Here is an 18,916-nt window from a genome sequence, read left to right as displayed (position 1 = left end):
TCCTGATGGACGCGGATCATTCGATAGACCATCTGACCGAGTTAGAGCGGCGCGTCCGCTTTGAAATGGAGTGCCTCGGCTATCCGGCCCGGCAGTGGACGATCAAGCGCAACCGGAACGGCATCCCCGTGCACGACGTGATCATCGTCGGCGGCGGCCAGAGCGGCGTCTCGATTGCCTTCCGGCTTCTGCGCGAGCGCGTCAGCAATGTCCGCGTGCTCGACCGGAACCCCGCCGGGCACGAAGGTCCGTGGCTGACCTTCGCCCGCATGCCCACGCTCCGCACACCGAAGGTGGTAACAGGGCCCGACCTCGGCATTCCCAGCCTCTCTCCCCGAGCCTGGTGGGAGGCGCGCTTCGGCGAGCGGTCATGGCAAGGCTTGAACAAAATTCCGCGCGAGCTGTGGCAGGCCTACCTGCTGTGGGTTCGCAAGACCGTTGGGATTGAGGTCAGCAATGAAGCCGCAGTGACGGACATCGAGCCGCTGAGCGACGGCCTGCTCGCCGTGCATGCCAGGATCGGCGGCACCGCACAGCGGCTGCTCGCTCGCAAGATCGTGCTGGCAACCGGCATCGAGGGCTCCGGCCGATGGGCGGTGCCCGCCGCGATCGCAGAAGCGCTGCCGAAAAAATGTTACGCTCACACGGCCGAACCGATCGACTTCCGCGCGCTTGCGGGCAAGGCAGTCGCCGTGATCGGCGCCGGCGCTTCGGCGTTCGACAATGCCGCGATGGCACTGGAGGCCGGCGCCAGCTCGGTCGAGCTGTTCGTCCGCAGGAGGCACCTGCCGGCGGTCAACCCGAACCGGTGGATGGAGTTCGCGGGCTTTCTCCGGCATTTCGGCGATCTCGACGATGCGCGGAAATGGCGGTTCATGAAGATCATCTTCGATATGAGCCAGCCTCCCCCGCAGGACACCTTCGACAGGTGCGCGCGGCACGAGAATTTCTCGATACGGCTCGGCTGCCCGATCGACCACGTCCGGTTCGAAAGCGACAAGATCCTGCTGAGTCACTCTAAAGCCACGCAGGCTTTCGATTACCTCATTGCCGGCACGGGCTTCGTTGTCGATCTCGCGTCGCGACCTGAGCTCGCGAGATTTCACGACCAGATCGCGTGCTGGTCTGACCGTTATCGTCCGCCGTCGGGCGAAGAGCACCCGCCGCTGGGTTCCTATCCCTATCTGTCTGCCAACTTCCAGTTCACGGAGAAGGTCGAGGGAGCCGCCCCCTTCCTCGCGCACATCTTCAGTTACACCTTCGCGGCGATGCCGAGCCTTGCGTGCTCGGCCGGCATTTCCGCACTCAAGTTCGGCGTTGATCGGATCGCAGACGGAATTACCCGCTCACTGTTCATCGAGGATGCCGATCTTCATCTGCAATCGCTGCGCAACTATGACGAAACAGAGCTCAATATCGGCATTGAGCACGGCGCGGCACTATCCCGAACCACATGAAAGCGATCGTAGTGTCCACTCAAAGATTTGTCAGGAAATGATCGGCCATGGTGACTGTTGAGGATCGATCCAAGCGTGTCCTGGAATCCAGGCTCAAGATCGAGAGTCCGTTCGAGCTTGATGAGACGCTCTGTCTGTACAGTCCGCAGGACAATGTGGAGGCGCTCAAGCACCCGCGCATCAGTGAGTGGCTGGATTACATCCAGAACGATTACGAGCCCGAGCTTCCCGAAGCAGAACATCGCATCCTGCTGTTCATGCCCTGCACCAAGACCAAGCCCTATCCTTTCTCCTCCGAACACATCGCGATCAATCAGCGTCTGCTGGACGAAGGATTTAGCCCGCTCCACCGCGCCTATCTGCCGCAGGAGCTGCAGGCGCGCCTTGATCCGCGATTTTCGCCGGAGGTGTTGAACCTCTCGCCGCTGGCCGACGGCCGCGGAACGGTTGTACATCGGATGGTGATCTCGGAGCCGATGGCGGTCGTTCCCTATGAGCACATCGTCACGTTTCGCGGCAAGCCGTCGCCGGCCATCGCCTACGATGATCCCGGCCTGTTCGAAAACCGAGGCAACGCTGTGTCTCCGTGGCGAGCCGACTCGACCGCGACACGAATGTCGGCCATGCGCTGGAAATGGGGTGACGAAGAGCGCCGCCACTACGTCGTCATGCACAACGAGATGGCGCGCATATTGGCAAATGTCGTCGCCCGCATCGGCCGCCACTACACCGATGTCATCTCCTGGGTCGCGCCGGGGCTCACGCATCGGAGCTTCGTCCTGGCGCGGAGCGAGCGGGCGGCTCACAACGTCGCGACATCGCGCATGGTGGAAGCCAAGCGCCTCGAACTGGTCGGCGCCAATGACCACCTGCCCGCCGAGCACCGTATTGAGTGCCTACCGCTGCCCGACCACTGCAAGCATGCCATCAAGCGGCTGTCGCGCCGGTTACGGATCGATGTTCCCAAGGCGACGGCGATCTACGCACGCGGCGGCAGCAACGCCACTCCGCTCGCGCTGCCTGAGTTGCTCGACGTGTTGGTCAAACGTCTGGCCGGCGATTACGTCGGCGAAAGAAGGAAGGCTCATGACGGCATTGCCACTGAAAATCGGGGTTAGCGATTCCGACCGGACCAGGCCGATCGCAAGCGGCGAGGTCTCGATCGCTGGCGTTGCGGCCGAGGTGACGCTGATGGGCGTGCAGGCGCTGTTCAACCAGCAGCTCACCGAGCACACCTTCGACTGCTGCGAATTTCCGATCTCATCCTATCTGCGATCCCTGGAACAGGCGGAGCTACGTTACGCCGCCGTGCCGGTCTTTCCGTCGCGGCATTTTCGGCTCTCCAACGTCTTCGTAAATACCGCTAAAGGAATAAGGACGCCGGCAGATCTCGCCGGCAAACGCATCGGCGTCCCCGTGTTCGACATGGCCGCCGCGGTTTGGCTTCGCGGCATCTTCCAGGACCATTTCGGCCTCGAACGCACGGCGCCAATCTATGTCGCGGGAGGGCTCGAGACCGCGCGCGCCGGCGACGAGCACCCGCAGCTCTATCCCGACCGATTCAAGCACGAGCAGCGCAACGACAAGAGTCTCGCCGTGCTGCTGGCAGAAGGTGAGATCGACGCCCTCTATACGGCGCGGGCGCCCAGCACCTGGCCTTCCCCGAACGTCGGACGGCTGTTCGAGGAGCCGATGCGGGCCGAGCTCGACTACTTCGTCAGGACCGGCATCTTCCCGCCCATGCATCTCATTGCGGTCAAGCGCACGCTCGCGGAAGCCAATCCCGGGCTGTTGCGCGCCATCTTCAATGCCTTTGCCCAGGCGCAGAACATCGCCAGAGACCGGCTGTTCGATTCCGCTGCGCTGACCACCATGTTGCCTTGGCAGCTCGAAAGCCTGCTGTTGACAGAGCGGCATCTTGGCTATGATTACTGGCCGGTCGGACTTGCGAAGAATCGCGCTATGCTCAAGGTGATTATCCGCTACATGCTGGAAGATGGCTTGATCGCGACCGAGTTCTCACCGGAGCAGATGTTTTCCGATCCGGATATCCTGAAAACTTAAGCGCGCTTCGGAGTATTGCACGTGACTGGCATCTCAGAGGTAAGGCCTGTAGATCCCCGATCGAACTGGGCTCAGCTGTCCCAGGCCGAGCGCGATGCCGCCTATGACAACAATGCCGCGGTGAAGGATAGTCCCGCGCTGATCGCCGAGCGCAACGCGGCGTCCGAGAAGCTGCGATCCAGCCTGAAATCCTATCTGGATCTGCCCTATGGCGAGCGTGAACGGACGAAGATCGATATCTATCCTGGTGCTGACGCCGGCAAGCCCTGCCTGATGTTCCTGCACGGCGGCTACTGGCAGCGCAATTCGCGCGACCTGTTTGCCATGCTGGTCGAAGGCGTCGCGGCGCATGGCTGGTCGGTTGCGATTCCCGGCTATTCGCTGGCGCCAGAGGCATCCCTGACCCGGATCGTCGCCGAGATATTCCAGGCATTGGATTGGCTGGCCGCCAATGGCGGGTCATATGGAATTTCCGGTCCCGTGGTGCTTTCAGGCTGGTCGGCCGGCGCCCATCTCGCTGCCATGGCGCTCGGTCACCCGCGCGTCACTGCGGGCCTTGCGATTTCAGGCGTGTTCGATCTTGCTCCGATCCGCGACACCGCGCTCAACAATGCGTTGAGGCTGACCGACGACGAGATCGCCACGCTATCACCGCTGCGGCAGCCGGTGGTCGATAAGCGGCTCGACGTCGCCTATGGCAGCAACGAGCTGCCCGCGCTGGTTCTCGATTCGATTCTCCTCCACGAGAAGCGCAAGAGCGCCAACGCGCCCGGCGAACTCTTTGCCATTGAAGGCGCGGACCACTTCACCATCCTCAACGAATTGCGACGTCCCGGCGGACGTCTCGTCGAGATCGCACGACAATTGGCGGGATAGCTCTTTTAGGCGATGGATGACGTGAGCGCCTCGGCATCGATCCATACCTTGTCGTCCGCGATACGCACCGGATACAGCCGCAACGGCCGGCTTGGCCAACCGTCGCAAATCCGGCCATCCCTGAGGTCAAATGACGCCGCGTGACGCGGACAGAACAGGCGCCCCATCGATACCTCGCCGAGGCTGAGATCGGCTTGCTCGTGCGGGCAAGCTCGTTCGCAAGCCACCGCGCGGCCATCGTTCCAGATCAGGATTACATCGGCGCCCTCGACACGCGCGCGAACGATCGTTTGCTCGATCAGTTGGCGTATCCCGTAGGCGGCTATCCACCGCTGACCGCGGGAGGGGCCGCTCCACTGGTCATCCACCGAGATAGGCCTTGCGTACATGGGTGTTCTCGATCAACTCCGGCCCTCGGCCTGAGAGCACGATACGGCCGCCCTCAAGCAGATAGGCGTGGTCACACATCTCGAGCGCGGCGAACGCGTTTTGCTCGACCAGCAGAACCGTCGTTCCGGCATCGCGGATGCGGCGAATGATGGCGAATGTCCGCTCGACGATGTTCGGCGCAAGCCCGAGTGAAGGCTCATCGAACATGATCAAGCGAGGCCGTGACATCAACGCTCGGCCAATCGCGAGCATCTGCTGCTCGCCGCCCGACAAGGTCCCCGCAGCCTGCCGACGCCGTTCGGCCAGGCGCGGAAACTCGGCGTAGATGCGGTCGCGGTCCGCGGCGATCTCGCTGGTGTCGGCGCGCAGATAGCCGCCCATGACGAGATTTTCCTCGACAGTCATATGCGGAAAGACGCGGCGGCCCTCGGGGCAGTGCGCGATTCCGCAAGCCAGAACGCGCGGCGGCCTTGCGCCGGTCATATCCTTTCCGTCGAAGAACAGCGATCCGGAGCGCGGCGGTACGAGCCCGGAAATGGCACGAAGCGTCGTGCTCTTGCCCGCGCCGTTCGCGCCGATCAGCGCGACCAACTGCCCGGGCTTCACGTCCAGCGAGATGCCGCGCAGCGCGGTGACCCCGCCGTAACCGCATACCAGATCTCTGATCTCAAGCATGCACCGCCCCCTGCCCGAGATAGGCCTCGATCACGGCCGGATCATTCCTGATGACATCGGGCGTTCCCTCCGCAATGATCCGCCCGTAGTTCAGCACAACGATGCGGTCCGATACGCTCATCACCATCGGCATGTCGTGCTCGACCAGCAGGATGCTGACGCCGCGGTCGCGAATGTTGCGGATGAGTTGGACGAATGTGAAGGTCTCCGAGGCATTCATGCCGGAGACCGGCTCGTCGAGCAGCAGCATCGACGGTTCCGCAGCCAGCGCCAACGCGACGCCGACAAGGCGCTGCTCGCCATAGGAGAGCGAGCCCGCAGGATCGTAAGCGCGGCGTTGCAGGCCAACCCACTCGATGAGCTCACCGGCGCGTTGGCGCAGCCTGCGATCGGATTGGCGCGCGCGAGGCAGTCCCAGAATTGCTTCCAGAAGCCCTGTCCTGCCCTGGCGATGCAACCCGATCAGCAGATTGTCGAAGACTGTGTCGTTTGGGAAGACGCTGGTGCGCTGGAAGGTCCGGATCAGACCGAGGTCCGCGATCTCGGGCGGTTTCAACCCGTTCAGCGTAATCCCGCGATAGCTCACGGTGCCGTGGGTTGGTTGCAGGAAGCCGGTCATGATGTTGAAGGCGGTCGTCTTGCCGGCGCCGTTCGGTCCGATCAGGCTGACGATCTCTCCTTCGCCGACCGAGAAATTAAGATCCGAAAGGGCAACAAGCCCGCCGAAGCGTACGGCGACTTGCTCGACCTTCAATGCGGTCGCCAGACTGCCCATCACGCGTGTTCCTTTGCGCTGTGCTCGGCGAAAGCGACCCGCCCCACGGCTGCGGTCTTCCCGTGCGGCCTCGAAAGCCGTTGCGTGAGCGAGGGCACGATGCCGCGCGGCAAGACAAAGAGGATCGCGATCAGCACGCCGCCATAGGCGATCCATTGCGCCTCCGGCGCCATGATGGGACGCAGGACTATGGGCATCAGTCCGAAGACCAGGCCGCCGATGATGGTGCCCGCGAGCGAACCCTTGCCGCCGGTGATGACCATGATCACCATGGTTACCGTGTTGATGAAGGCGAACACTTCGGGGTCGATGATCCGGATGTAGTGAGCATAGAGGCTGCCGGCTGCGCCAGCGATACCGGCGGAAATCACCGCGGCGAGCGTCAGCGTCTTCGTCACGTCGATCCCGACCGATACGGCAAGCGTCTCGTTCGCCATTAAGCCACGCATAGCTCGGCCGAAATGGGAACGAACCAGGCGCGTGATCAGAAGATACGCGGCAACCGCCACGACCAGCACCAGGTAGTAGTTTTGCAGTTTGGTGTGCAGCGCCAATTCGCCGAATCCCGGCAAGGAAAGCGCCATCGGCGGAATATTGGTGAGCGCCAATGGTCCCTGGGTCAATTCGACCCAGTTAAGCGCGACCAGCCGGACGACTTCGGCAAAGGAGATCGTGACGATCACGAAGTAGGCCCCGCGAACACGAAACGAGAGCCGTCCGACGAAATATCCGCATAATCCGGAAATGATGATCGCCAGCACGAAGCCAGCGAACGGGGGCCACGGGTCATGCACGACACGGAATCCGCCCGGCAGGCCGACGTCGAAGCCGAGCGATGTAAGCGCGCTGACATAGGCGCCGATCCCGAAGAAGGCGACATGGCCCAGGCTGAGCTGGCCGGTAAACCCGAGCAGCAAATTCAGGCTCATCGCCGCGATGATGAAGATACCGGTCGTGATCAGCGCGTTCATCAGATAGGGGTCACGCAGCCACAGCGGCACCGAAGCGAACGCGGCGATGGTGAGAATCGTGACAACTGACCTCATCCGATGCGCTCCGAGCGTGCGAACAGTCCGGTCGGCTTGAAGATCAGAACAGCGATGATGATCAAAAACCCCATCGCATCCCGGTAACCGGAGGACACGTAGCCGGCGCCGAGTTCCTCGGCCAATGCCAGAATGAACCCACCGATCACCGCGCCGGTGATGTTGCCGAGCCCGCCGAGGATCACGATCGCGAAGGCCTTCACCGCGGCCAGATCGCCCATTTGCGGAGAGATCACGTAAACGGGACCGAGCAGCGCGCCGGCCGCGGCTGCAAGGCTCGAGCCGATGGCGAAAGTCGAGGTGTAGATAAGATCGACATTCACGCCCATCAGCGAGGCCGTGTCCTCGTCCTGGAACGTCGCCCGCATTGCACAACCGAGTCTTGTTCGATTGATCAGCAGGTACGTCACGACGATCAGCAGCCCGGCCGCCGCGAGCACGAACAGCCGCAGCCAGGACACCGAGACCGGACCAAGGACCAGCGGCGCCTCGGGAAAGGGTGTCGCAACCGATTTCGCTACCCCGCCCCAAATCCATAGCGCGCCGGACTGCATCGCTATCCAGGCCCCGATCATCACCAGCATCGTGGTGTCGATGTCGGAGCCGCGCAGCGGCCGCAGTAATGTCAGCTCGATCACCGCGCCCAGAATCCAGCCGGCGACGACCGCGACAGGCAACGCCAGGAAGAAATTCAGTCCGAGCTGATGCACCACGATGAACATGACGTAGGCACCGAACGTGTACAACACGCCGTGCGTGAAGTTCACCACGTTCATGATGCCGAAGATCAACGTGAGCCCGATACCCAGCAGCGCGTAAGTGCCGCCGAGAACCAGCGTGTTGACCAGATGTTGCAGAAACTCGCTCAAGACGGCTCCCAAATGCCAAGATACCGGCGAGGTCAGCGAGCAACGCCGCGTCCCTCGCCGGTCGACCAGACGCGCTTAGAGGTTTTTCAATCCGACCTTGCCGTCCTCGATTTCGATCAGATACACGTTTGGCTGGCTCTGACCGCTCTCCTTGCCCTCAGGGCCGGACTTGTGGAAGACAATGTCGCCGTTCAGCCCCTTCACTTTGACGTCCCAAAAGGCCGCTTTGATCGCTGCAGGCTCCGCTTTGCCCGCCTTTTCGATTGCTGCCGCCACCGTGCGGATGCCGTCATAGCCGCGGAAGCTCTCGGTGCAGCCGGCAAAATCGAAGCCACGCTTTTTCCATTCCGAAATGAAATAGTTGGTGGCTTCCGGGTTCGGCGTCTTGTCCGGCAACCACGGCAGGAACGTCGTCAGGTGCATGGTGCCGTTGGCCGCGGCCCCGGCTTGCGCAATGATCTGATCCGGATTCTGCGAACCGCCTGTCGTGATGATGCGTTTCTTCAGGCCGAGCGCTGCCGCCTGCTTGAATATCAGCGTGAGCTGGTCCACCGAGGTGGTCACGATGATGGTCTCGGAATCGGAGCTCTTGAACTTGGAGAGTTGCGCGCTCATGTCCTGTGCGCCCTGATCCATGGTTTCGACCAGGCCGACGCCGATGCCCTTCTCCTTGAACATCCTGCCGAAGTCATCGGCCGTGCCGCGCCCCCAATCATTATTGATGACGAGAAAGTCGACCTTCTTGAGGTTCAGCTTGTCGACGATGTTCTTGAAGGCTGCGGCCTCGACGGAGGATGGCGGCGAGATTCGGAAAATGTAGGGGTTCCCACTGGTGGTGATTTTGCCTGACGACGAGGTCTCGACCAGCATCGGCGTTTCGTATTCGGTCAATTTCGGCATCACGGCAAGCGTCAGGCTCGAGCCCCATGCTCCCATCAACACTGGGGTCTTGTCGCTGGTGATCAGCTTTTCGGCCACCGCGGCGGCCTCGGTCGGATTGCTCTTGTTGTCCTCGATCACGAGCTCGATCTTCTTGCCAAGGATTCCGCCCTTGGCGTTGATTTCGTCGGCAGCGATCTTCGCGCCGTTGACGACGTAAGTCCCCGAAGCGGCGAAGGCACCGGTCAGAGGTTCGTTCACGCCGATCTTGATCGTTTCGGCACTTGCCGTCCCGCTCAGAAGAGCCGCCGCCAGAACATATTTGATCGTCCGTCTCATTCCTGTTCTCCACTCTCACGCTGCCGGTTCATATGCAGTCCAGATTTCGCACTTGCCTTGACGAAAGCATCCGTCATCCTGCTGCTCCGCGATCGTGACGCGAAGCGCGCGCGAGCCACCGCCCCATCCGGGTGCGCAGGAGGCCGAAAAACAGAGACAATCCGTTCAGGTCGGCTGTCGTCGCATGGGTGACGGGCAACGCCTCGCCGGACAGGTGGCGATCGAGATTGCCAGCGAATTCCGCGATCAGCCGGCCAGCGAGATCGCGGACAAGCCCCGTCCTGCCGACCTGGGCCAGCATTCCCTTCAGCGTATAACCGATCGAAAGGCTGACGCGCGTGCCGCCGCCGTCCAGCCGCTCCAGGCGGTATCGAATTTCGCCTTGCGTTGAAGACCGGCTGCGTTGATCGGTGCCTATTCCAACAATGCGGCCCGACATCTCGGCAGCCTCGCGCTCGATGCGCGCCGCACCACGGAAGACCGCGGCAATCGGCCCGATCCTGACGCGGATTTCACCCTCGACCCGGTCGGGGCGCGGTGATCCGAGGAGCGAGACGCCAGGAAGGCAGGCCGCGACAACCGCGATGTCATCGAGCATGGCAAACACCCGCCCGGGCGGATGCGCGACTTCAAAATGCTGCTCGAAGACGTTGGCGGGCGTGAAGGCCGGAATTGAGGTGACCGAATCGGCGGCTTCGTGCGCGACTTGAGCGATCGGCGGCTGCAGTTGCGCCGCTGGTTCGGTGCCGGCCTGACTGCCGTGGCCCGAGCCGACAGGCCCGAGTACATTGCGACCGCCGTCGCGTTCCGGGCTTATGCCTCGCCCGCGGCGCTGCTCGATTACCGAACCGACAGCACGGACGATACCAACGTAGCCGGTGCAACGGCACAGATTGCCGCTTAAGCCGATGCGGATCTGCTTCTCGTCCGCCTGCGGCAAGCGCAACACGAGATCGCGCGCGGAGACCAGCATCCCCGGCGTGCAATAACCGCACTGCAACGCGTGCTCGCGGGTGAAGGCTGCGCGGAGTTCGGCCGTGATCTCGTCCTCGTCGAGGCCTTCGATCGTCGTGACCTCGGCGCCTTCACAAGCGACCGCATAGGTAATACAGGAGCGCGCCGGAACGCCATCGACCAGCACCGTACACGCGCCGCAGATGCCATGCTCGCAGCCAAGATGCGTGCCAGTCAGATCAAGCTTGTCGCGCACGAAATCAGCAAGACTGGTCCGCGGCTCCGCGAGCGCTTCGACCGCCCGTTCATTCACGGTGAGCGCAACCATGCTCATGCGGCGGCCTCGCGAATGGCGCGCCTGAGCACGCTGACATGAATATGGCGCTGAGCCGCGTTTGAGACGCCGGCTTTCACCAGGATCGCATCGGCGACGCGCGCATCAAAGCGGTCCTTATAGTCGCTCGCGATGTGCCCCCCGAACAGCTCCAGCGGGTCCTTGAGCACGATCGGAGCCGCCTCGATCGCGCCGATCACGACGCGGGCCTTCCCTGCGTTCGGGTCGATCAGCACGGCGCCGATGGCGTGGGCAAATTCACCGGTCCTGCGGCAGCTTTTGACGTAGCCCCAATGCGCGGACGGCGATCGTGCGGGAATGTGGATGGTTTCGACGATTTCGCCGAGGCGCAACACCGATTCCAGCGCTCCGACAATAAAATCCTCCACATTGACGATGCGCGTGCCGCCACGGCTTCGGAGCGTTAACCTCGCACCCATGGCCGCGAGCCCTGAGACCCAATCCGCGGCGGGATCGGCGTGGCTGAGCGATCCTCCAATCGTGCCGCGATTGCGCACGGCGCGATAAGCGATATTGGCGGCGATGCCCTGCATGGCACCACGCGTGAGGTCGGAAACGCGTCCGTCCTCGATGTCCGCATGCGTCACACATGCGCCGAGGACGAGTTCGTCACCATGATGCTCCGCCTGCTTGAGCTCGGCGAGCGCGCTGATATCGACGATCAACTCGGGCGCCGCAAGCCGCAGATTGAGCATGGGACCAAGCGACTGCCCGCCGGCGATGACCTTGGCCGAGGCTGCGGTCTCGCCGAGAAGCGAGAGCGCGGCCGTGAGATCGCGTGGACGTTCGTAAGCGAACGGCGCGGGCTTCATGCCGCCCCCCTTTGCATCTCGCGCCTGGCCAGGATCGCCTCGACGATTCGGTGGGGCGTAATCGGCGATTGCAGGAGCTCCACGCCTAGCGGGCGCAGAGCATCGTTGACCGCATTAGCGATTGCGGCCGGCGGAGCAATCGCTCCACCCTCTCCGATCCCCTTCACGCCAAACTGGGTATAGGGCGACGGGGTCTCCATATGATCAAGCCGTGCGGCCGGCACTTCGGTCGGTCCCGGCAGCAGATAGTCGGCAAGCGTCGTCGCGAGCGGCTGCCCGGCTGTGTCAAACGGCATTTCCTCGTAGAGCGCAGTGCCGATGCCCTGGGCGAGACCACCGTAGATCTGGCCGTCCACGACCATCGGATTGACGAGAACGCCGCCGTCCTCGACGAAAACGTAGTCGAGGATCTCGACCTCTCCGAGCTCCGGATCGACTGCGACGACCGCCGCATGGGCCGCATAGCTGAACGTGCCGCTATCGCGCTGCGGCTTGTAGCCCGCCGTCACTTCCAGGCCGTGCGGATCGACATCGCTCGGAAGGTCCTGCGGACGCCGGTACCAGGTGTGCGCGATCTCCTTTAAGCCGACGCTGCCGTTGACCCCGCGCACCTCGCCGTTCTGCAGCACTACCGAAGCCAGATCGTGCTGCAGGAGTTTTGCGCCGATCCGTTTGGCGCGTTCGGCGAGCTCGCGGCACGCGGTACCGACCGCACCGCCGGCCATCACCATTGAGCGCGATCCCCAAGTGCCCGTCGAATACGGCGTCATCGCGGTGTCGCCATGGATCACGTGCACCTGAGCGACATTGATGCCCAAAATCTCATGCGCAACCTGGGCAAGCGTGGTTTCCATGCTCTGCCCATGGGAATGTACGCCGACGCGCAGCTCGAGCCCGCCATCCGGCGTCAAGCGCGCGGTCGCCTGCTCATGGCCCGGCACCATCGGGATGCCCCAGCCGGAATAGACGGAGGTGCCATGCGCGGCCTGTTCGCAGTAAATCGAGAGGCCAATGCCGATCCGCCGGCCATCCGGTTCGCCCCTGTGCTGACGCGCGCGCACCGCTTCGAGATCGATCGCCGCCAGGGCGCGGCGCATCGCCTCCGGATAGTCCCCGCTGTCAAAATGCTTGTTGGTGATATTATCGAACGGCATCTGCTCGGGTCGTATGAGGTTGCGCAGACGCACTTCGCCCGGCTCCAAGCCTGCCTCGGCGGCGACCAGGTCCAGCATCAATTCCAGCGCGAAGCACACGCCGGTGCGCGCGACGCCCCGATAGGGCAGGATCGGGCACTTGTTGGTCGCAACCGAAAACGTCCGGCACCGATAGGCCGGCATCAGATAGGGCCCAGGCAGGATGCTCGCGACCTGCGCCGCCTCCAGGCATGCCGAGAAGGGATAAGAGGAGTAAGCGCCGGAATCGACGGTCGCTTCGCAATCGATGCCGCGAAGCCTGCCGTCGCGATCGGCATACACGGTGATCTTGTAATGGTGCTCTCGGCAGTTTGCGCTCGCGGTCAGATGTTCGCGGCGATCCTCCGTCCAGCGCACGGGGTGTCCGCACCGCATCGTCAGCCAGGAGAGACAGACTTCTTCGGGCAACAGGATGCCCTTGTGGCCGAAGCCGCCGCCGACGTCGGGCGAGATGATACGGATGCGCCCCTGCTCCATGCCGAGGCATTCGGCCAGACCGCTGCGCGTGACATGCGGCATCTGGGCCGCGGAGTAGAGCGTGAGCTGATCGAGGCGGTGGTCGAATGTTGCAACAACACCACGGCCTTCGAGCGGTGACATGCATTGCCGCGCTGTCGAGATCTCGCGCGTCACCTTGATCGGAGCATCGAGCGCCGACGAAATGTCGACTTCGAAATTGGTCTCCAGGAAGATATTATCACCCCAATGCTCATGCACGAGCGCCGAACCTACCTCGCGCGCCTTGAGCATGTCATAGACGGCAGGAAGCTCCTCGAGCTCGAGCGTCACGGCCGCCGCGATGTCCTCGGCCTCGGCCCGCGTTCGCGCCACACACATCGCGATCAGCTCACCGACCTGGCGCACTTTGCCGACTGCGAGCACCGGCTGCTCGGAGATCTTGAACCCCGGCAATCCCGACACCGCGCGGATCGGGTTGACACCGATCAGATCCGCGGCCGTGAAGACATTGGCGCGATAGCGCTCCGGCACCTGTATGCCACGGATCAGCGCATGGGCCAGCGGGCTGCGCACGAACGCGACGTCCTGCAGGCCGGCCAGGCGTATGTCGGCCACGAACTGGCCGCGGCCGCGCATCAGCCGGTCGTCCTCCTTGCGCGGCAGGCGCGCACCAACGCCCTGCCCGGCGCCCGGCCCGTCCTGGTGCGGGAAATCGCGCTCATTGCGCACGATCGACGCTCCTCATCCGAAGGCGAGATGGTTGCTCAAGCCGCAACAGCCTGCGGCAGGATCGATGCGACCGCGCCGTATCGCGCGCCACCGCGCAGGCAGAAGGCCGGCTGTAGCAAACGTTCGGCGATGACTTCGTTGTGCTCATTGTCGCGCAACGCAAAACGGCCTGAGACCTCGTTGAGCACGGAGACGTCAGCATCGCGACCGACCTTCAGCGCGCCGATTTCGTCCTCGCGGCCGAGCATCTTCGCCGGATTCGAGGTGACCATCGGCACCACCTGCTCGAGCGAGAGACCAAGCGCGATCATCGAGCTCATCGCCTGGACCAGGCTGAACTTGGCCTGCCCGGCGAAAGGATGATTTTCATCGTCCTCGTGCTGGTCCGGCGTGCCGGCCGGCGCGGGCACATGCGTATTGTAACCATGGATATCCGCGCCGAGCGTTGTCGGCACGATACCGGCTGCGATGGCCTTCTTGGCCAAGCGGTAGGAAAAGTGGCTGCCGTGCCCGACATCGACCTTCAATCCGCGATCGAGCGCCGCCGCGATCACCGGATGCACCTCGCCGTCACGATTGACGAAGCCGCCGGGATGACGCGTGAAGGGGTGCGCCAGGATATCGCCTTCGCGCAGCAGCGGGATCACGCGCGAGAGAATGGTGTCGGCATCTTCACCATTGGCGCCGCTCGCCGGGAGGCCCCAGAGCTGGCCGAAATGCACATAGACCGGCAGATCGGCGCGGCGACCGATCTCAGCCGCCATCTCGATGACGCGAATGCCCCAGCGCGCGAAACCGCCGATCTCGGCATGCGCCTTGATGCCGCGAACGATATCGCGATTGGCTTTCGCTGCCTTCACCGTGGCGTCGATATCGACGCCATCCGGACTATAGAGCTGCGGATAGTAATGCCCTTCGAGACCGCCGACGAGATAGGCCGAAAGGAAGGCATAGACGCGCGACTTCGCAGGTTCGACAATGAAATGCCGAAAGCCCGGCAACGTCATGCAGGACGGTCCACCCTGATCGACCAGGGTCGTCACGCCCGATTGAACGCCGACCAGATCGGCATTCATGCCGAAGCGGCCGCTGACATATTGATAGACATGCGCATGCGTATCGATGAGCCCTGGCAAGACCAGCTTGCCGGCCACATCCACGACCTCCCTGGCGCTGGTCGGCAGGATGTCCGGCTGCACGGCCGCGATCTTGCCGTTGCGGATGGCGACATCCCTTACGCCATCGATGCCCGACGCCGGGCAGATCACGCGTCCGCCGCGCAAAAGCAGATCGAAGCCGGCACTGATCGACATGAACACTTCTCCTTTTGACTCGCTGGCGGGTTCGCTCCCGCTCTCCGGAAATACGAAGTATACTTCGTATTTTTCCAAGCAAGCTTCGTGCCATGATCCGCCGATGGCAACGGCGCCCGAATCGAGCTATTCGCGCGGGGTTCGCCAAGGCTGGGAGACTGTGCGTTGCGGCAACCGAAAAGACGTCGCGGAGAGGCGAAGCATCGCCCATGGCCATTGTCGCAGCGACCCGGATTTCTGATCCGCCGCCTGCATCAAATCCATGTTGCGCTGTTCCAGGAGGCCTGCGGCAGGTTCGAAATCACGCCGCTGCAATACAGCCTGCTTTCCGCACTGGAGGTGCGCGGAACCGCCGATCAGACCACATTAGCGGCCGATATCGCGCTCGACCGGACCACAACGACCGGCGCACTCAAGCGGCTGGCCGCCCGCAACCTCGTCGAACGAGCCGTCGATCAGAATGACCGCCGTGCGCGAATGTGTAAGTTGACTGCCGCGGGGACTGCCCTCCTCAACAAGATCGAAGCTTCCGCGCGGGCGGCGCATCGCGCCACGATCGCCAATCTGAGCGAACGGGAACGGGCTTTATTCATTGACATGATGCAGCGCATCGTGGCGGGCAACGCCAATCGCGACAGCGTGGCTGCCCTATTCGATTGAACGCCGCGGCATCAATCTGCCGCCCTCTTGGCTTGGACTGCCCAGTTTCTGATCGCCTGCCGCATGCACCAACAATTCCATTCGCAATGACGCGATAACCCGGTTTCGCAGCGAAATTGGCTGACCGCAACCGTGGCCCCGCCCTTGAAAAGACGAAGCCAATTCTCGGTGGCGCGCATTTAGGCAGGCTTCCGATCACACGGCCAGATGAAGATGCGGGAGCAAGGATTTTCCGTGGCATGATTGTTGCTCACGGAGATACGAAGCGTACTTCGCATCGTGGGGGCAGTCATGGGAAATTCCGAGCTTCGTGCCGATATCCATAGCATCGAGCCTATTCCGGATGCTGACAGGGACTCGACCGGACCGCAGCAGATGTGGATTTGGGCCGGCGCCAATATTGCGCCGGTGAACTGGGCGCTAGGTGCGCTCGGCATCGTCCTGAAGCTCGGATTGTCGGAGACGATCGCGGTCATCGTGATCGGAAACATCGTCGGCTGCGCGATTTTCGCCGCGTTCACCGTGATGGGGCACAAGACCGGCGTCAATCAGATGGTGCTGAGCCGCTCCGCATTCGGCGTTCGCGGCGCTTACCTGCCCAGCACCCTGATGTTCCTGATGACGCTGTGCTGGATCGGCGTGAACACCTATTTCCCGGTCAAGATCGCCGTCGCCATTCTCGCGCAATTTGGCGTTCCCGATACGTGGATGATCGAGATCCTGGTCATCACGCTGGTGATGGCGCTGCAGGTTGGGATCGGCGTCTACGGCTTCTATGCGATCCGCACCTTCGAGAAATATACGGTGCCGGTCACCATCGCGATCATGGTGCTGATGAGCATCTTGGCGTGGACGCGCCCCGGTGTGGTCAATTGGGGCCTGGTCAGTTCGTTGCCGCCCGGCGCGCATATGGCGATGCTCACACTGTTGATGACCGCGATCGGCGTCGGCTGGGGCATTTCGTGGGTCACCTGGGCGTCCGACTATTCGAGGTTCGTGCCGCGCAGCATCCCTTCGAGCTCCGTGTTCTGGTACAGCTATATCGGAATGTTCGTGCCGACCGTGTCGCTCGCCATTCTCGGGGCCACGATCGCCAGCACGACGCTGGACACCGATCCCGCCAAGATGGTCAGCGCTGTGTTCGGCGGGCCGACCAGCATTCTGGTTCTGCTGCTGGTGCTGCACGGCCCCATCGCCACCAACATCCTCAATGTGTATTCGGCGGCGCTGGCTGCGTTGAGCGCGGGGCTTAACTTCTCGCGCTTCGCATTGACGATCATCGTCGGCGTGGCCGGCTATTTGGTGACGATCTACTTCATCTTCGCGCCATCCTTCGCGAAGGCGTTCGATAACTGGATGATCAGCCTGTTGCTTTGGATGAGCCCTTGGGCGGGCGTGGTGCTGGCCGATTTCTTCGTCAAGCGCAAAGGACATATCGACGTCGGCGAACTCTACTGTTCGCCGGACACGAGCGCCTATGGCGACGTCAATTGGGGCGGCATCATCGCTTTCCTCGCCGGGCTCGTGGCCGGATGGTGTTTGGAGGACGGCCTGGTCGGTGCGCTGCAGGGACCGATTTCGATCAATCTCTTGGGCGGCGCCGATCTGAGCTGGCTGGCCGGCATCGTTGTGTCGGGCACAGTCTATCTCGCGTTGGGCAAGCATGCCACATCGCCTTCGCCGGCTGTGGCCAGCAGCGCAGGCCGCTGATCGGGGTTCGGCTCGCCGCCGATGGCAGGCCCGCGTCGCCCGAAGCGTGCCTGGTCGCTCTCCGGATTGATGAGGATCATCGCCAGCAATCCGCCGGCGACGATCAATAGGCCGGCGAACATGAAGCCGTCCCTAAAACCTTGAGCGGGATTTGCGCCGACGTCCACGATGTGCCCCATCAGCCAAGGCGCGACGAGACCGGCCAGCGTGAACAGGCCGTTGCTGATGCCGAGCATGGCGCCGCGCTGACGCACCGGGCTGATTTCGCCCACTAGCGGCGGCCCGAGGGCAAAGGTGACGCTGGCGACTGCAAACGACATCATGACGAGTGGGATCTGCGCAAGCTCGCCCGCCGATTTCGACAGCAGAGTCATCGCAACGCCCGCGACCGTGACGCAGGCACTTGTCAGCACGCCGCGCGATACCCGGCTCGAGACGCCGAGTGCGCGCAGCTTCTGCGAGATAAAGCCCAGGGTCGGAGACAGACAGAGCTGCAGGATCGGCGGAAGCATGACGATCCATCCCGTGGCCGTCGGCGAATATCCGGCGGCCCTGATGAGAAAGGATGGCAGCCAGACGACGGCCAACGTCACCGCCCAGTAAGCCGCAAAGCCCGCGAGCGTGACCCCGATGAATGTGCGCGACATCAGCAGCGCGGAATAGGGCACATATTCCAGCCCCGCGCCGCCCGCCTCGACCTGATGCGCATCGAGCGGCCCCTCCTTGCCGACCACCAGCCAGATCACGACCCAGATCAGGCCTGAGACACCAAGAAACCCGAACGCGGCGTGCCAGCTATAGGTCAGGATGATCCAAGTCAGCAGCGGCGCGGCAAGGCCGATGCCCAGCGGGCCACCGATCGAGACAAAGCCTGTCGGAAATGCGCGGCTGTCGTTCGGAAACCATTTGTAGACGGCGTGCAGCGCGACCGGATAGGCAGGCCCCTCGCCGGCACCGAGAACGACGCGGCTCGCCGCGAGCACAGGAAGCGACACAAGGCCCAGCATCGGCAACTGCGTCAGAGCCCAGATGAAGGCCATGACGACCAGGACGATCTTTGTCGGAACACGATTGACGAGAAAGCCGACCAAGGCCGCCGAGATCGAAAAGAGCAGGAAGAAGGCGCTGCCGATCTGACCGAACTGCTCGTTGGTGAGATGGAGATCCCTGATGATGGGCCCTGCGGCGAGACCGATGACGGCCTTGTCTGCGAAATTGATCAGCATGAAGATCACCATCATGCCGACAATGACCCAGGCCCGCCGCGGATCGCGGACCGCCCGATCGTTTGATGCCATCACTCCTCTCCCTGTCTTGCTTCTTGTTGTTAGGCGTTCCGCGCCCCTTTTTGTTTTCAGCGC

At 62.9% G+C, this 18,916-nt stretch carries 17 protein-coding genes; 6 read left to right on the top strand and 11 right to left on the bottom strand.

The annotated features are described in order from the left end of the window. Positions 1–5: 5 nt before the first annotated feature. From F758_RS0103220 to F758_RS0103205, 4 genes are all read left to right on the top strand, one after another. On the top strand, positions 6–1,457 hold the full coding sequence (locus tag F758_RS0103220; protein WP_035720630.1) for a SidA/IucD/PvdA family monooxygenase: 1,452 nt from the start codon (positions 6–8) through the stop codon (positions 1,455–1,457). Positions 1,458–1,612: 155 nt separating this feature from the next. Next, positions 1,613–2,575, top strand: a complete 963-nt coding sequence (locus F758_RS0103215) for a hypothetical protein (RefSeq protein ID WP_157449842.1) — start codon at positions 1,613–1,615, stop codon at positions 2,573–2,575. Then, positions 2,544–3,521: a substrate-binding domain-containing protein gene (locus F758_RS0103210; protein ID WP_024506496.1), complete on the top strand. Its 978-nt coding sequence runs from the start codon at positions 2,544–2,546 to the stop codon at positions 3,519–3,521. The genes F758_RS0103215 and F758_RS0103210 overlap by 32 nt, the downstream gene beginning before the upstream one ends. Positions 3,522–3,542: 21 nt before the next feature. Then, positions 3,543–4,397, top strand: coding sequence for an alpha/beta hydrolase (locus F758_RS0103205; protein ID WP_502689119.1), 855 nt, complete (start codon positions 3,543–3,545; stop codon positions 4,395–4,397). A gap of 5 nt (positions 4,398–4,402) precedes the next feature. Here the strand turns inward: F758_RS0103205 and F758_RS43215 are convergent, their stop codons facing one another. The 10 genes from F758_RS43215 to F758_RS0103155 form a co-directional block, all read right to left on the bottom strand. Next, a complete protein-coding gene (locus F758_RS43215) occupies positions 4,403–4,786 on the bottom strand; it encodes a Rieske (2Fe-2S) protein (protein ID WP_024506494.1) in 384 nt (127 codons plus the stop codon). Further along, positions 4,758–5,462 (bottom strand): ABC transporter ATP-binding protein, encoded by a 705-nt coding sequence (locus F758_RS0103195; RefSeq protein WP_024506493.1) that lies wholly within the window; start codon positions 5,460–5,462, stop codon positions 4,758–4,760. Before F758_RS0103195 ends, F758_RS43215 begins: the two co-directional genes overlap by 29 nt. Continuing rightward, positions 5,455–6,237 (bottom strand): ABC transporter ATP-binding protein, encoded by a 783-nt coding sequence (locus F758_RS0103190; protein WP_035720628.1) that lies wholly within the window; start codon positions 6,235–6,237, stop codon positions 5,455–5,457. Before F758_RS0103190 ends, F758_RS0103195 begins: the two co-directional genes overlap by 8 nt. Further along, a complete protein-coding gene (locus F758_RS0103185) occupies positions 6,237–7,283 on the bottom strand; it encodes a branched-chain amino acid ABC transporter permease (protein ID WP_024506491.1) in 1,047 nt (348 codons plus the stop codon). The genes F758_RS0103190 and F758_RS0103185 overlap by 1 nt, the downstream gene beginning before the upstream one ends. Then, entirely contained in the window at positions 7,280–8,152 is an 873-nt protein-coding gene (locus tag F758_RS0103180; protein WP_024506490.1) for a branched-chain amino acid ABC transporter permease, read from the bottom strand. Before F758_RS0103180 ends, F758_RS0103185 begins: the two co-directional genes overlap by 4 nt. 75 nt (positions 8,153–8,227) lie before the next feature. Next, positions 8,228–9,370 carry an ABC transporter substrate-binding protein gene (locus F758_RS0103175; RefSeq protein ID WP_024506489.1) on the bottom strand — a complete coding sequence of 381 codons (1,143 nt, stop codon included), beginning with the start codon at positions 9,368–9,370 and terminating at the stop codon, positions 8,228–8,230. Positions 9,371–9,443: 73 nt separating this feature from the next. Continuing rightward, positions 9,444–10,658 (bottom strand): xanthine dehydrogenase family Fe-S subunit, encoded by a 1,215-nt coding sequence (locus tag F758_RS0103170; RefSeq protein WP_024506488.1) that lies wholly within the window; start codon positions 10,656–10,658, stop codon positions 9,444–9,446. Beyond that, a complete protein-coding gene (locus tag F758_RS0103165) occupies positions 10,655–11,491 on the bottom strand; it encodes an FAD binding domain-containing protein (RefSeq protein ID WP_024506487.1) in 837 nt (278 codons plus the stop codon). The genes F758_RS0103170 and F758_RS0103165 overlap by 4 nt, the downstream gene beginning before the upstream one ends. Continuing rightward, positions 11,488–13,779, bottom strand: coding sequence for a xanthine dehydrogenase family protein molybdopterin-binding subunit (locus F758_RS0103160; RefSeq protein ID WP_198026410.1), 2,292 nt, complete (start codon positions 13,777–13,779; stop codon positions 11,488–11,490). The genes F758_RS0103165 and F758_RS0103160 overlap by 4 nt, the downstream gene beginning before the upstream one ends. A 128-nt stretch (positions 13,780–13,907) precedes the next feature. Continuing rightward, positions 13,908–15,185: an amidohydrolase/deacetylase family metallohydrolase gene (locus F758_RS0103155; RefSeq protein ID WP_024506485.1), complete on the bottom strand. Its 1,278-nt coding sequence runs from the start codon at positions 15,183–15,185 to the stop codon at positions 13,908–13,910. Positions 15,186–15,401: 216 nt separating this feature from the next. Here F758_RS0103155 and F758_RS0103150 point away from each other — a divergent pair, with 216 nt between their 5' ends. Then, on the top strand, positions 15,402–15,845 hold the full coding sequence (locus F758_RS0103150; RefSeq protein ID WP_024506484.1) for a MarR family winged helix-turn-helix transcriptional regulator: 444 nt from the start codon (positions 15,402–15,404) through the stop codon (positions 15,843–15,845). A 291-nt stretch (positions 15,846–16,136) separates the two neighbouring features. Further along, positions 16,137–17,555 carry a cytosine permease gene (locus F758_RS0103145; RefSeq protein ID WP_024506483.1) on the top strand — a complete coding sequence of 473 codons (1,419 nt, stop codon included), beginning with the start codon at positions 16,137–16,139 and terminating at the stop codon, positions 17,553–17,555. On the opposite strand, the gene F758_RS0103140 is transcribed toward F758_RS0103145, so the two are convergent. Next, positions 17,489–18,853 (bottom strand): MFS transporter, encoded by a 1,365-nt coding sequence (locus F758_RS0103140; protein WP_024506482.1) that lies wholly within the window; start codon positions 18,851–18,853, stop codon positions 17,489–17,491. The two genes, F758_RS0103145 and F758_RS0103140, sit on opposite strands and share 67 nt — an antisense overlap. Positions 18,854–18,916: the final 63 nt, after the last annotated feature.

Source organism: Bradyrhizobium sp. ARR65 (genome assembly GCF_000472385.1).
Taxonomy (GTDB): Bacteria; Pseudomonadota; Alphaproteobacteria; order Rhizobiales; family Xanthobacteraceae; genus Bradyrhizobium.
The sequence above is the reverse complement of the archived record's forward strand: the minus strand, read 5'-3'. Positions and strand labels throughout refer to the sequence as shown.